This window comes from Actinophytocola sediminis (assembly GCF_054779715.1).
This window is the reverse complement of the sequence record NZ_BAAGXS010000017.1, coordinates 81,155-93,626: the sequence shown is the minus strand read 5'-3', so window position 1 is coordinate 93,626 and position 12,472 is coordinate 81,155. Positions and strand designations below refer to the sequence as shown.

The following is a 12,472-nucleotide window of genomic DNA, read 5'->3' as shown; positions in this document are numbered from 1 at the left end:
GGTGGCGGTCACCGAGTTGGCGTCCTCGCCGAGCCTTGGCGTGCTGTACCCGAAGGCGGTGCTGACCGGCTTCCGGCACAAGGGCGGCGAGCTGCCGGATCTCGCCTACGCGCTGCCCGGCGTGCGGGTCGACGTGGCACACCTCGCGGCCTACAACCGGGTCTGCGGCTTCCGGCTGACCGACGAGCTGCCGGCGACCTACCCGCACGTGCTCACCTTCCCGTTGCAGGTCAAGCTGATGACCGCGGCCGACTTCCCGTTCCCGCTGGTCGGCTCGGTGCACGTGGCCAACCGGATCACCCAGACCCGGCCGCTGACCCTGGCCGACCGGCTGGACCTGCGCGTCGAGGTGGCGAACCTGCGCGACCATCCGCGCGGCCGGCAGTTCGACGTGGTCTCGCGGGCGGTCGTGGACGGCGAGCCGGTCTGGACGGACGTGAGCACCTACCTGCGGCGAGTCGGATCGAGCGACCGCGAGCGGGCAGAGCCAGTCGAGCCGCCAACCCCGACGGCGGTCTGGCAGGTGCCCGAGGACATCGGCCGCCGCTACGCCGAGGTGTCCGGCGACCGCAACCCGATCCACCTGCACCGGCTCACCGCGCGGCTGTTCGGCTTCCCCAGGGCGATCGCGCACGGCATGTGGACCAAGGCCCGGTGCCTGGCCGCGCTGGAGGGCAGGCTGCCCGCCGCGTACACGGTGGACGTGCGGTTCAAGCTGCCGGTACTGCTGCCGGCCAGGGTCGCCTTCCACACCGACCAGGCCCAGTTCGCCCTGCACGACACCAAGCAGGGCAAACCCCACCTGACCGGCACGGTCAGCTAGCTCAGGCTTGCTCGGCCGGGGTCCAGGTGTTGCCGTCGACCAGGTCACCGAAGCCCATCCAGACCAGGTTCATCAGCCGCGAGGCGACGACCTTGCTCGGCACGTCGGGATGGTCGAGCCACCAGTCGGCAAGTGACTCGGCCGCCCCGACCAGCGCGGCGGCCAGCGACTCGGTGGCGTGCTCGTCCAGGCCGCGCCGGGTCGCGGTGCGGATGAGCAGGGTGTCGACCAGGCTGATCGCCTGCCGGCGCATGGCGAGCAGCTCGTCGCTGAACGGACCGCCCTGCGAGATCGCCTGCCGGTGCAGGACCTGCCAGCCCGCCCGCTGCTCGCCGACGAAGTCGAAGAACGCGCGCAGGCCGTGCCACAGCTGCATGTCCGGCGGCAGCTCGAGGCGCACGCCCTTGGTGATGGCCTCGAGCAGGTTGGCCGACTCCCGGCGGATGCACGCGGCGAACAGGTCCTCCTTCGAGCCGAGGTAGGCGTAGATCATCGGCTTGGAGACGCCGGCGACCTCGGAGACCTCGTCCATGGACGCGTTGTGATAGCCGTGCGCGGAGAAGACCGCGACGGCCGCATCGAGGATCTGTCGTTCGCGCACCTCGCGAGGTAGCCGCCGGACCCGCCGCCGTTCTCCCACAGTCATGCCCTGTGACTACTGGAACGTTGCCTTACTCGCAAGTAGGCGGCTGGACGAGCGTGTGGAAGGCGGTGCGCGGGACGGTCAGCTGACCGCCGTCGCGCCGCTTGGTGTCCCGGATGCCGACGGTGTCGAGGTGGTATGCGACCTCGACACACTCGGTCTCGGTGCCGCTGAAGCTGGACTTCCGCCACTGCGCGTCGATGAAATCCATGCGCTGTCTCACTTCTTGTCGTACTCGGCCGCTATGTCGGCCAGGAACCTGGCGCTGTCGGCGGGATCCAGCGCGATCGTCGCCAGCATGTCCGTCAACGGCTGGTAGGGGTCGGTGTCCTCCGGCTGGTCGAGGAAGCCGGAGGCCTGCCGGTGTTCCAGATGCACGATGGCCGGCGCCTTGCCGAACTCGAGCAGTACGTAGGGTCCGTAGATCGGGTAGCCGTTGCGGTCGAACGGGATCACCTGCACGGTGACGTTGGGCAGCTCGGCCAGGTCGATGATCCGGCGGAGCTGTTCGGCCATCACCCTGTTGCCGCCGAACGTGCGCCGCAGCACGGCCTCGTCGATGATCGCCAGATAGCGCGGCGGTCGCCGGCGGCCGAGCATGGTCTGGCGGCCGGCTCGGGTCGCGACCCGCATCTCCGCGTCGGCGTCCGAAATTCCGCCGCTCTCCATGACCGCGCGGGTGTAGGCCTGGGTCTGGAGCAGGCCGGGCACCGTCAGCGGTTGGAAGTGGGTGATCTTGGTGGCCTGGGACTCGAAGGTGATGAGCGTCGGCAGTTGCCGAGGCAGTGCGCTGCGGCCGGTCTCCCACCAGCCGGCGGGGTTGGCGGCTCTGGCCAGCGCCAGCACCCGTTCCTTGGCCACCCCGTGGACGCCGTAGATCACCAGCAACGCCGAGACCTCCTCCGGCGATGGCATCCGGGTGCCCAGCTCGTTCCGGTTGAGGCTCGCCGATGAGATCCCCAGGGCATCCGCCGCCTGCCGCGTGGTCATGCTCGCCGCTCGGCGCAACTCGCGCAGCTCGTTGGCCAGGGCCCGGGCACGCGACGCGCTGTGTTTGTCCGACATGCAGAAATCCCACCAGGATCTCGCCCGGACAGAAATAACACGATCGAGTGCTGTATCAGAATTGGATACATACCCGAAAGATGTATGCGTAATGTCCCCGACCTAGATCGAAAAGATCTCGGTAGGCGAGAGCGTGGCCGAACTCAGGGAATTGTCGCAGGTTATCCCCGGTGCCAGCGCCATCATCATAGCCATCGCCCCGGACGACCCCGCTGCCACCATGCCCGCCGCGGCAGGCACGCCCGCGTACGCGTTCACCCATCCGGTTGCTCCCACGGTGTCGGCGCATCGCAGGCGACTCGTGCACAAAGCAAAGCGGGCCGTCCCGAAGGACGGCCCGCCGCGAATAACTGGTCAGTAAGTGATGGCCATCGCCGGATCGGCGAAAATCGCCCCGACGTCGGCCAGGAACTGGCTGCCCTGCTGCCCGTCGATCACCCGGTGGTCGAAACTCAGGGCCAGCTGGCAGACCTTCCGCACGGCCAGTTCACCGGCCACCACCCACGGCATATCCCGAATCGCGCCGAGTGCCAGGATCGCGGATTCCCCGGGATTGATGATCGGCGTACCGGTGTCCACCCCGAAAACCCCGACATTGGTAATGGTGAACGTCCCGTTGAGCATGTCGCCGGGTGCGGTCTTTCCCGCCCGCGCGGTGCTGGTCAGCTCGTCGAGCGCGCCGGCCAGCTCCCGCAGCGACATCCCGTCCGCATCCCGGATCTTCGGCACCACCAGCCCTCTCGGCGTCGCCGCCGCGATGCCGAGGTGCACGTAGTCCTTGTAGACGATCTCCTCGCCGGCCCAGACCGCGTTCACGTCCGGGGTTCGTCGCGCCGCCAGGCACACCGCCTTCGCCGCGAACGCCAGGGGGGTGATCTTCACGTCGCGGAACTCCGGGTGGGACTTGAGTTTCGCGCGCAGCTCCATCATCGGGGTCACGTCGACGGTCAGGAACTCCGTGACATGCGGTGCGCTGAACGCGCTGGCGACCATCGCCTGCGCGGTCATCTTCCGCACGCCCTTGACCGGCACCCGCCGTTCCCGCTCGCCGGCCACCACCGGCGCCGCCGACACGGATCCGGCCGCCGCCTGCTCGACGTCGGCCCGGGTGATCACGCCGCGGTCGCCGGAACCGGTCAGTGCGCGCAGGTCGATGCCGAGGTCCTTGGCCAACTTGCGGACTGGCGGTTTGGCCAGCGGCACCAGCGCGAGCAACTCGGCCGGCGTGTCCGGCACCGCTACCGGGGCCACCACCGCGGCGGCTGGTGTCGGTGCTGGTGTCGGGGCCGAGACTGGTTCGGCGCCCTTGCGCGCGCGCCGTTTCGTGGTCGCCGCCTTCGGGCCGTAGCCGACGAGCATGGCCTGGCCGTTCTGCTCGCCGCCGGACTGCTCGGCCGTCGCCGTCGTTGTCGCCGTCGTTGTCGTTGTCGCCGCACCACCGGGGTCGACGTCGATGGTCACGATCGGGCTGCCGACGTTGACCGTCTGGCCCGGTTGGGCGTGCAGCTCGGTTACCACCCCGGCCCACGGGCATGGCAGCTCGACGGCGGCCTTCGCGGTCTCGATCTCCACGATGATCTGGTTGACCGTCACCTCGTCACCCGGCTTGATGTGCCAGGTCAGGATCTCCGCGTCGACCAGGCCCTCCGCCGTGTCGGGCAGGGGAAAGACCTTGTAGTCAGGCATCCGCGCTCACCAACCGAGCGAACGGTCGACGGCGTCCAGCACCCGGTCCAGGTCGGGCAGGAAGTGCTCCTCGAGCTTCGACGGTGGATACGGCGTGTCGAACCCGCTCACCCGCAACACCGGCGCCTCCAACGAGTAGAAGCACTCCCGCTGCACCCGCGCGACCACCTCCGAGGCCAGCGACGCCTCCTCCGGCGCCTCGCTGACCACGATCAGCCGACCGGTCCTGCGCACCGACTCGTACACCGGTCCGAGATCCATCGGCGAGAGCGCGCGCAGGTCGATCACCTCGAGCTCGGTGCCCTCCTCGGCGGCCGCGGCGGCCGACTCGAGACACGTCTTCACCGACGGGCCGTAGCTCACCAGCGTCGCCGCGGTTCCCGTGCGCAGCACGCGGGAGGAGAACAACGGGTCGGGCGTCGCGGTGAGGTCCAGCTCGCCCTTCTCGTAATAACGCCGTTTCGGCTCGAAGAACAACACCGGGTCGTCGCACCGGATGGCCTGTTGGATCATCCAGTACGCGTCGACGGCGTTGGCGCAGGCGACCACCTTCAGTCCGGCGGTGTGCGCGAAGTACGACTCCGGCGACTCCGAGTGGTGCTCCACCGCGCCGATCCCGCCGCCGAATGGCACCCGGATCACCATCGGCAGCGTGATCTTCCCCTGGCTGCGGAAGTGCAACTTGGCTACCTGGCTGACGATCTGGTCAAACGCGGGGAAGATGAACCCGTCGAACTGGATCTCGCACACCGGCCGGTAGCCGCGGATCGCGAGCCCGACCGCGGTGCCGATGATGCCGGACTCGGCCAGCGGCGTGTCCAACACCCGCTGCTCACCGAAGTCCTTCTGCAGGCCGTCGGTGATCCGGAAGACGCCGCCGAGCTTGCCGACGTCCTCACCCATCACGATGACCTTGGGGTCGGCCTCCATCGCCGCGCGCAGGCCGAGGTTGATGCTCTTGCCGAGCGTGACCGTGCGGGTGGCCGACGCGGCCTCGCCGCTCGCCTGGTTCATCACCGGGGTCGCCATCAGTGCTCACCGCCCTCGAAGGAGGCGGCATAGGTCAGGTACGCGTCGCGCTGGGCGGCCAGCACGTCGTTGCCGTCCTCGTAGACCTGGGAGAACATCCGCCCCTTCGGCGGATCGGGCATGTTCACGCAGAACTCGCGCACCTCGGCGGCGAGCTCGTCGGCGTCGGCCTGCACGGAGTCGAAGAACTCCTTGTCGGCGTGCTCGTGGCGGACCAGGTTCACCCGCACCCGCTCGATCGGGTCCTTGAGCTTCCAGGCCTCCAGCTCGTCGGCCAGCCGGTAGCGGGACGGGTCGTCGGTGGTGGTGTGCGCGTCCATCCGGTAGGTGAACGCCTCGATCAGCACCGGGCCGTTGCCGTGGCGGCACTCGTCGAGCGCCCAGCGCGAGACCGCGAGCGAGGCGAGTACGTCGTTGCCGTCCACCCGCACGCCGGGGAAGCCGTAGCCGCGGGCGCGTTGGTACAGCGGCAACCTGCTCTGCCGCTCGGTCGGCTCGGAGATCGCCCACTGGTTGTTCTGGCAGAAGAACACCAGCGGCGCGTCGTAGACCGACGCCCAGACGAAGCCCTCGTGCACGTCGCCCTGGCTGGTGGCGCCGTCGCCGAAGAAGACCATGGTGGCCTCGCCGTCGTCGTCGCCGACCTTGCTGTCGAAGCGTTGGCCCATCGCGTAACCGGCGGCGTTGAGCACCTGGTTGCCGATGACGATGGTGTAGAGGTGGAAGCGTTTGGCGATCGGGTCCCAGCTGCCGTGGTCGGTGCCGCGGAAGATGCCGAGCAGGTCGGTCGGGGCCACGCCCCGGCACCACGCGACGCCGTGCTCACGGTAGGACGGGAACGCCATGTCCTGTGCCTTGAGTGCGCGGCCGGCGCCGATCTGGGCCGCCTCCTGACCGAGCAGCGGCACCCAGATGCCGAGCTGGCCCTGGCGCTGCAGCGCGTTGCACTCCCGGTCGAGCCGCCTGGTCAGCACCATGTCCCGGTACAGGCCACGGAGATCCTCGGCGGTGATGTCGGCGACGTAGGGATCCCACTGGGAGTCCGGTACCCGCTCGCCTTCCGGTGTCAGGAGCTGGACCAGCTCCGGGCCACCTTCGCTGGTTGCGCGCAATCCCGCGATCACCTGCTCCGCTGTCGGCGCGGCCGCGGTGGCGGCCGGGCCGACCCCCGGTTCGGGGTGCGTCCACTGTTCTGGGGACGACATGTGTTGTCTCCTCGTGTCGGCGCCGGGCGTTCGCTCGTGACGTCCGCTGCCGGCCGCGCTCCCGGCTGTCGCCTGCCCGGGTAAGGGCCGGTCCAGGCAGCCGGTCACGCTGACGGTTTCCCCGTCCATCCTGGCATGCGTTAGCTCGATCGCGTGAGGACGAAACGGACGTCCACACGCTTAGGTGATGCGCTGAGCTGCGAAAACCGTTGGACAACCGACATTCGGGCGTCAGTGCGAGGCATTCGGGTGACGGGATACCCCCTTCTGGTGCCCGATCAACGCGGCAGCTCAGGGCCGTCGTCGCAGTGCGGTGCGAGCGGGCCGCGAGTGGCGCCGGTGGACGGCTCCGGCGGTGGGGGTGCACAACAGCGAATCAAACGTGATCCGCGTCACAACTGGTCGTGGTCCCGTACGCTGCGTGGAATGTCGGGGGCTGACTGGCGGGACGCGCGGGTGCGCCATGCGGAGGACGCGTTGGCCGATGCCGTGCGCACCGCGGACGAGATCATCGCCGAGGCGGTCGCCGACCGCGTGGACAAGCCCGAACGGCCGGCCGAGGAACCCGACGAGCCACCGGCGCCGACGATTCTGCACGATGCCTGGTAGGGCATGAGGCAGGATCGGCTGATGGATAACGCACTGGTACACCGCACGGTCGAGCGGATCTGGGAGGACTCGATCCTGGCCAGCTTGTCGGAGCTGGTCACGATTCCCGCGCTGTCCCCGCACTTCGACGTGAGCTGGGAGAACGCCGGCCACCTCGACGCCGCGGTCGAGCACGTCCGCCGCTGGCTGACCGGGCGCGGTATCGACGGTGCGACCACCGACATCCTGCGGCTGCCCGGCCGGACACCGGTCCTGCTGCTCGACGTGCCCGCCGGACCGGACGCGCGCCCGGACGCCGGCACCGTGCTGCTCTACGGCCACCTCGACAAGCAGCCCCCGGTCGGCGGCTGGTCGGCCGGCCTCGGGCCGTGGACCCCGGTCCGGCGCGGCGAGCGGCTCTACGGCCGGGGCGCGGCCGACGACGGCTACTCCGGCTACGCGGCGACGGCCGCGATCGAGGCGGTGCGCGCCGCCGGCGGTGCGCACGCGCGGTGTGTGGTGCTGCTGGAGACCAGCGAGGAGTCCGGCAGCCCGGACCTGCCGGCCTACCTGGCGGAGTTCGGCGAGCGCTTCGGTGACGTGTCGCTGGTGGTGTGCCTGGACTCCGGCGGCGAGGACTACGAGCGGCTGTGGCTGACCACGTCGCTGCGCGGCATGGCCGGCACGACCGTGACGGTCCGGGTGCTCCAGACCGGGCTGCACTCCGGCATGGCCAGCGGCATCGTGCCCAGCTCGTTCCGGATCATGCGCCAGCTCCTCGACCGGTTGGAGGACTCGGCGACCGGCGAACTGCTGCTGCCCGAGCTGTCCGGCGACATCCCGCCGGAGCGGATGGCCGAGGTCAAGGCGGCCGCCTCGGCCGCGCCTGGTGCGGCGGCCGCGATGTTCCCGCTGGTCCCCGGCATGCGGCCGGTGTCGGCCGACGACGTCGAGCTGCGGTTGAACAACTCCTGGCGGCCGACGCTGTCGGTGATCGGCGCGGCCGGACTGCCGGCCCCGGCCGACGCCGGCGCGGTGCTGCGGCCGGAGACGACGCTGCGGCTGAGCTTCCGGCTGCCACCGAGCGCCTCCCCGCAGGCCGCCCTGGACGCCGTGTCCAGGGCGCTGACCACCGACGTGCCCTACGGCGCGCAGGTGACCCTGAGCGATGCCGACCTCGGCGACGGCTGGAACATGGCACCGGCGGCCGCGTGGCTGCACACGGCCCTCGACCAGGTGAGCGCGTCGGTCTTCGGCGGCAACGAGTGGCAGCCGGTGCAGCTCGGCGGCTCGATCCCGTTCATGGGGACGATGGCGCAGGCCTATCCGGACGCCCAGTTCGTGGTGACCGGCGCGCTCGGCTCGGACAGCAATCCGCACGTGCCGGACGAGTGGCTGCACCTCGGCCAGGCCAAGCGGGTCACCGAGTCGGTCGCGTTGATCCTGGACGCGCACGCCCGTGGGTAGGATGTCGGCATGCGCGCCTGGTTCCGATGGTGAACTTCTGACCTAGCCCCCCGCTTTCCGGCGACGTTGGTGCTGTCGCTGCTGCTCGTCGGCATGGCCGACGAGACGGTGGCGTTCCTGCCCTACGGCGCCGTGGAGTCCATCAAGCAGGACATCGGCCTGTCCTATGTCGAGGCCGGCGTACTGCTCGCCCTCTACCCGGGTATCGGTCTGCTCGCGACCCCACTCGGGGTGGTGGTCGACCATGTGAGTCGTCGGGTGATGGCGGCCGTCGGTGGCATCGGCTATGGCGCGGGTCTGTGCCTGTTCGCCACCGCCGGCGGCTTCTGGGTGCTGTTCACCGCCGTGGTGATCATGGGCCTGGCCGGCGATGCCATGGTCCGGGCGGTCGAGGTCGCCCTGGTCGAGGTCACCGGGGACAACGTCGAGCCGGCACTGGCCAGGTCCAACCTGCTGGCCGCGGTCGGCGACCTGATCGGCCCGCTGCTGCTGTTCGGCGCGCTGGGCACCGGTCTCGGCTGGCGGGCGGCGTTCTTCGCGGCCGGCGGGCTGATGATCGCCTACGGCCTGCTCCTGGCGAGCCAACCGCTGCCGTCCCCGGCCGAGCCCGACGACGACCACCAGCCGTGGCGGGCGATGCTGGCGGTGGCCAAGGACCGGCGGGTCCTCGGCGCCGGGCTGCTCGTGGCGATCATCGTCGCCTTCGACGACACGTTCGTCGGCTTCGCGGTGGCCTTCCTGACCACCGACCGGCACCTCACGCCCGCGGTGGCCACCCTGGCCGCCGGCGCGGGCATGGCCGGCGGCATCGCCGCGGCCGCGTGGGCCTCGCGCACCAACCGCCGCCAGATCGGCCTGTGGCCGTGCGCGGTGCTGCTGCTGGCCGGGGTGGTGGTCCTGTTGCTGGTGCCGCACGTGGTGGCCGCCGCGGTCGGCACGGCGGCGGTGGGCGCCGGGATGAACCTGGCGTGGATCGTGTTGCAGGCGCGGTACATGACCTTGCGTCCAGGCCAGGTCGGCACCACCTCGGCGGTGGTCGACTCGGTGAGCCAGCTCGGCATCCTGACCCCGCTGGCCATCGGGGCGCTCGCCGACCGGTTCTCGCTGACCGTGGCGATGCTGCTGTACCTGGCGATCGCGGTGCTGTTCGTGCTGGTCACCTGGCGGGACAGGGCCGGGCGCGGCAACGGGTCGAGCTGAGCCAGGCCGTGCTCGACGACCGCCGATCCGGCTACCGGCATCATGGGCGTATGAGCGGCGCCGAGCGGGACAGGTTGGCCGTCTCGGACGAGATGACCTCGCCATGGCGGCTGTGGGGTCCCTACCTCGCGGCCCGCCAGTGGGGCACCGTCCGCGAGGACTACTCCAGCGGCGGCGACGCCTGGCACTACTTCACCTTCGACGACGCCCGCACCCGCGCGTACCGCTGGGGCGAGGACGGCATCGCCGGCATCTGCGACCGGCACGGGTTCCTCAACCTCGCGGTCGCCATGTGGAACGGCGCCGACCCGATCCTCAAGGAGCGCTACTTCGGGCTCACCAACGGCGAGGGCAACCACGGCGAGGACGTCAAGGAGCACTGGTGGGTGCTCGACGGCACCCCGACCCACTCCTACATGCGCGTCCGCTACCGCTACCCGCAGGCCGCCTACCCCTACGAACAACTCCGCAGGCTCGCCAGGGAGGCCGGCCGCGACGGCCGGGAGCCGGAGCTGGCCGACACCGGGGTGCTGGCCGACAACCGCTTCTTCGACGTCACCGTCACCTACGCCAAGGCCGGCCCGGACGACATCTGCGTCGACCTCACCGCAACCAACCGCGGCCCCGACCCCGCACCGCTGGACCTGTTGCCCCAGCTGTGGTTCCGCAACACCTGGTCCTGGGGCCGGGACGCCCGCCGGCCGGCGTTGATCGCCTCCACCGCGGACGGCTGGACCCGGGTGGTCGCCGAGCACTCGCTGATCGGGCGGTACACGCTGCACGCCAGCGGCCACCCGACGATGTTGGTCACCGACAACGAGACCGACGAGATCGGCCTGTTCGGCCGCGGCCGCAACCCCAGCCGCTACACCAAGGCCGGCATCGACGAGCACGTCGTGCGCGGCACCCCGGACGCCTGCCAGGTCGTCGAGTCGGGCGCGGCCTCCCAGCCGGGCACCAAGGCCGCCGCCTGGTACCACTTCGACGCGGTCCCACCCGGCGAGTCCGTCTCCGTGCAACTGCGGCTGATCAAGGGCAACGGGCACGGCCGCGCGTTCGGCAGCACCTTCGCCGACACCATGGACCAGCGCCGCGCCGAGGCCGACGAGTTCCACGGCGGCCCACCCGCCACGCCGGCGGACCTGGTCCGCCGGCGCGCGCTGGCCGGGCTGATGTGGACCAAGCAGGTCTACCGGTTCCGGCTGCGGCACTGGCTCGACGGCGACCCGGCCAACCCGCCGGCGCCCGCGCAACGCTGTGGTCCCCGGGCGCGCAACGTGCACTGGCGCCACCTCGACGTGGCCGACGTGCTGTCCATGCCCGACGAGTGGGAGTACCCCTGGTTCGCCGCCTGGGACCTCGCCTTCCACACGGTGCCCTTCGCCACCATCGACCCGGCGTTCGCCAAGGACCAGCTGCTGCTGATGTGCCGGGAGTGGATGATGCACCCCGACGGCCAGCTGCCGGCCTACGAGTGGGAGTTCGGCGACGTCAACCCGCCGGTGCACGCCTGGGCAGCGCTGCAGGTCTACCACGCCGAGCCGACCGGCGACCGGACGTTCCTCGCCAGGGTGTTCCACAAGCTGCTGCTCAACTTCTCCTGGTGGGTCAACCGCAAGGACCCCGAGGGCAACCACCTGTTCGAGGGCGGCTTCCTCGGCATGGACAACATCGGCCCGGTCAACCGCTCCGAGCCGTTACCCGAGGGCTGGCGCTTCGAGCAGTCCGACGCCACGTCCTGGATGGCCACCTACGCCCTGCACCTGATGCGGATGGCCCTCGAGCTCGCCCGCCACGACGAGGCCTACGAGGACGTGGCCACCAAGTTCGTCGAGCACTTCCTGGCCATCGCCGGGGTGTCCGCCCGCTTCGGCTCCGCCTCCCGCGGCATCTGGGACGAGCAGGACGGCTTCTGCTACGACCTGGTCTCCCGGTCACACGGCGACGGCTCGGTCGAGTCGCTGCCGGTGCGCGTCCGGTCGATGGTCGGGCTGATCCCGCTGCTGGCCACCGCGGTGCTGGAGCCGTGGGTGTTCGAGGAGTTACCCCACTTCGCCGCCCGGCTGAACTACCTGCTGCACCACCAGCCGGAGTTCGGCCAGTTCATCAGCTGGCGCACCGACGAGGCCGGCCGCCGGTGCGCGCTGCTGTCCCTGCTCGACGACGACAAGCTGCACCGCGTGCTCACCAGGATGTTCGACGAGCACGAGTTCCTGTCCCCACACGGCATCCGCTCGATGTCCGCGGCCCACCGCGACGGGTTGACCGTCGAGATCGCCGGCGAGCAGCACTGGGTCGGCTACGAGCCCGGCGAGTCCCGCACCCCGATGTTCGGCGGCAACTCCAACTGGCGCGGACCGGTCTGGTTCCCCACCAACGCGCTGTTGGTCCAGGCCCTGCACACGATCGACACCTTCCACGGCGACGGGTTCACCGTCGAGCTGCCGACCGGCTCGGCGCGCCGGGTCACCCTCGGTGGCGCGGCGCGTGACCTGTCCCGCAGGCTCGCGTCCCTGTTCCTCCCCGGCCCGGACGGCGCCCGCCCGGCCGACGGCAAACGGGTCGAGGCCAGCGACTCTCCGCTGTGGGCCGACCACGTCACGTTCAGTGAGTACTTCGACGGCGACACCGGCGAGGGCCTCGGCGCCACCCACCAGACCGGCTGGACGGCCCTGGTCGCGGTCCTGCTCGCCGGGTGGCCCGCCAACGGTTAAGAGCAGGCAACAATGGCCGCTGGTGTTGGGTGGCGCCCGGCCGGGGTGGCAG

General features: G+C 70.5%; 11 protein-coding genes. 5 read left to right on the top strand and 6 right to left on the bottom strand.

Annotated elements, in window-relative coordinates:
* Position 1 precedes the first annotated feature (1 nt).
* Positions 2-823, top strand: coding sequence for a MaoC/PaaZ C-terminal domain-containing protein (locus tag ACYVIP_RS09305; RefSeq protein ID WP_460394171.1), 822 nt, complete (start codon positions 2-4; stop codon positions 821-823).
* A 1-nt stretch (position 824) separates the two neighbouring features.
* Here ACYVIP_RS09305 and ACYVIP_RS09300 read toward each other — a convergent pair whose 3' ends face one another.
* From ACYVIP_RS09300 to pdhA, 6 genes are all read right to left on the bottom strand, one after another.
* Positions 825-1,469 carry a TetR/AcrR family transcriptional regulator gene (locus tag ACYVIP_RS09300; RefSeq protein WP_460394169.1) on the bottom strand — a complete coding sequence of 215 codons (645 nt, stop codon included), beginning with the start codon at positions 1,467-1,469 and terminating at the stop codon, positions 825-827.
* A gap of 25 nt (positions 1,470-1,494) precedes the next feature.
* Complete coding sequence (locus ACYVIP_RS09295) at positions 1,495-1,677, bottom strand: DUF397 domain-containing protein (RefSeq protein WP_460394166.1); 183 nt, start codon at positions 1,675-1,677, stop codon at positions 1,495-1,497.
* Positions 1,678-1,685: 8 nt separating this feature from the next.
* Positions 1,686-2,531: a helix-turn-helix domain-containing protein gene (locus ACYVIP_RS09290; RefSeq protein WP_460394164.1), complete on the bottom strand. Its 846-nt coding sequence runs from the start codon at positions 2,529-2,531 to the stop codon at positions 1,686-1,688.
* A 354-nt stretch (positions 2,532-2,885) separates the two neighbouring features.
* Positions 2,886-4,217 carry a dihydrolipoamide acetyltransferase family protein gene (locus ACYVIP_RS09285; RefSeq protein WP_460394162.1) on the bottom strand — a complete coding sequence of 444 codons (1,332 nt, stop codon included), beginning with the start codon at positions 4,215-4,217 and terminating at the stop codon, positions 2,886-2,888.
* Positions 4,218-4,223: 6 nt separating this feature from the next.
* Positions 4,224-5,246: an alpha-ketoacid dehydrogenase subunit beta gene (locus ACYVIP_RS09280; RefSeq protein ID WP_460394160.1), complete on the bottom strand. Its 1,023-nt coding sequence runs from the start codon at positions 5,244-5,246 to the stop codon at positions 4,224-4,226.
* Positions 5,246-6,451 carry a pyruvate dehydrogenase (acetyl-transferring) E1 component subunit alpha gene (gene pdhA, locus ACYVIP_RS09275; protein WP_460394158.1) on the bottom strand — a complete coding sequence of 402 codons (1,206 nt, stop codon included), beginning with the start codon at positions 6,449-6,451 and terminating at the stop codon, positions 5,246-5,248. The genes ACYVIP_RS09280 and pdhA overlap by 1 nt, the downstream gene beginning before the upstream one ends.
* Positions 6,452-6,877: 426 nt before the next feature.
* Here pdhA and ACYVIP_RS09270 point away from each other — a divergent pair, with 426 nt between their 5' ends.
* The 4 genes from ACYVIP_RS09270 to ACYVIP_RS09255 all read left to right on the top strand — a co-directional run bounded on the left by ACYVIP_RS09270 (position 6,878) and on the right by ACYVIP_RS09255 (position 12,420).
* Positions 6,878-7,060, top strand: a complete 183-nt coding sequence (locus ACYVIP_RS09270) for a hypothetical protein (RefSeq protein ID WP_460394156.1) — start codon at positions 6,878-6,880, stop codon at positions 7,058-7,060.
* Between the two features lie 21 nt (positions 7,061-7,081).
* Positions 7,082-8,506: a M20/M25/M40 family metallo-hydrolase gene (locus ACYVIP_RS09265; protein ID WP_460394154.1), complete on the top strand. Its 1,425-nt coding sequence runs from the start codon at positions 7,082-7,084 to the stop codon at positions 8,504-8,506.
* Between the two features lie 69 nt (positions 8,507-8,575).
* Entirely contained in the window at positions 8,576-9,706 is a 1,131-nt protein-coding gene (locus ACYVIP_RS09260; protein WP_460394152.1) for an MFS transporter, read from the top strand.
* 50 nt (positions 9,707-9,756) lie between these two features.
* A complete protein-coding gene (locus ACYVIP_RS09255) occupies positions 9,757-12,420 on the top strand; it encodes an MGH1-like glycoside hydrolase domain-containing protein (protein ID WP_460394150.1) in 2,664 nt (887 codons plus the stop codon).
* Positions 12,421-12,472 lie beyond the last annotated feature (52 nt).

What these genes read in the sequence shown, in the direction of transcription:
- ACYVIP_RS09300 (WP_460394169.1), bottom strand. Translation starts at nt 1,469, where the DNA reads ATGACTGTGGGAGAACGGCGGCGGGTCCGGCGGCTACCTCGCGAGGTG.
- ACYVIP_RS09295 (WP_460394166.1), bottom strand. Translation starts at nt 1,677, where the DNA reads ATGGATTTCATCGACGCGCAGTGGCGGAAGTCCAGCTTCAGCGGCACC.
- ACYVIP_RS09290 (WP_460394164.1), bottom strand. Translation starts at nt 2,531, where the DNA reads ATGTCGGACAAACACAGCGCGTCGCGTGCCCGGGCCCTGGCCAACGAG.
- ACYVIP_RS09285 (WP_460394162.1), bottom strand. Translation starts at nt 4,217, where the DNA reads ATGCCTGACTACAAGGTCTTTCCCCTGCCCGACACGGCGGAGGGCCTG.
- ACYVIP_RS09280 (WP_460394160.1), bottom strand. Translation starts at nt 5,246, where the DNA reads ATGGCGACCCCGGTGATGAACCAGGCGAGCGGCGAGGCCGCGTCGGCC.
- pdhA (WP_460394158.1), bottom strand. Translation starts at nt 6,451, where the DNA reads ATGTCGTCCCCAGAACAGTGGACGCACCCCGAACCGGGGGTCGGCCCG.
- ACYVIP_RS09270 (WP_460394156.1), top strand. Translation starts at nt 6,878, where the DNA reads ATGTCGGGGGCTGACTGGCGGGACGCGCGGGTGCGCCATGCGGAGGAC.
- ACYVIP_RS09265 (WP_460394154.1), top strand. Translation starts at nt 7,082, where the DNA reads ATGGATAACGCACTGGTACACCGCACGGTCGAGCGGATCTGGGAGGAC.
- ACYVIP_RS09255 (WP_460394150.1), top strand. Translation starts at nt 9,757, where the DNA reads ATGAGCGGCGCCGAGCGGGACAGGTTGGCCGTCTCGGACGAGATGACC.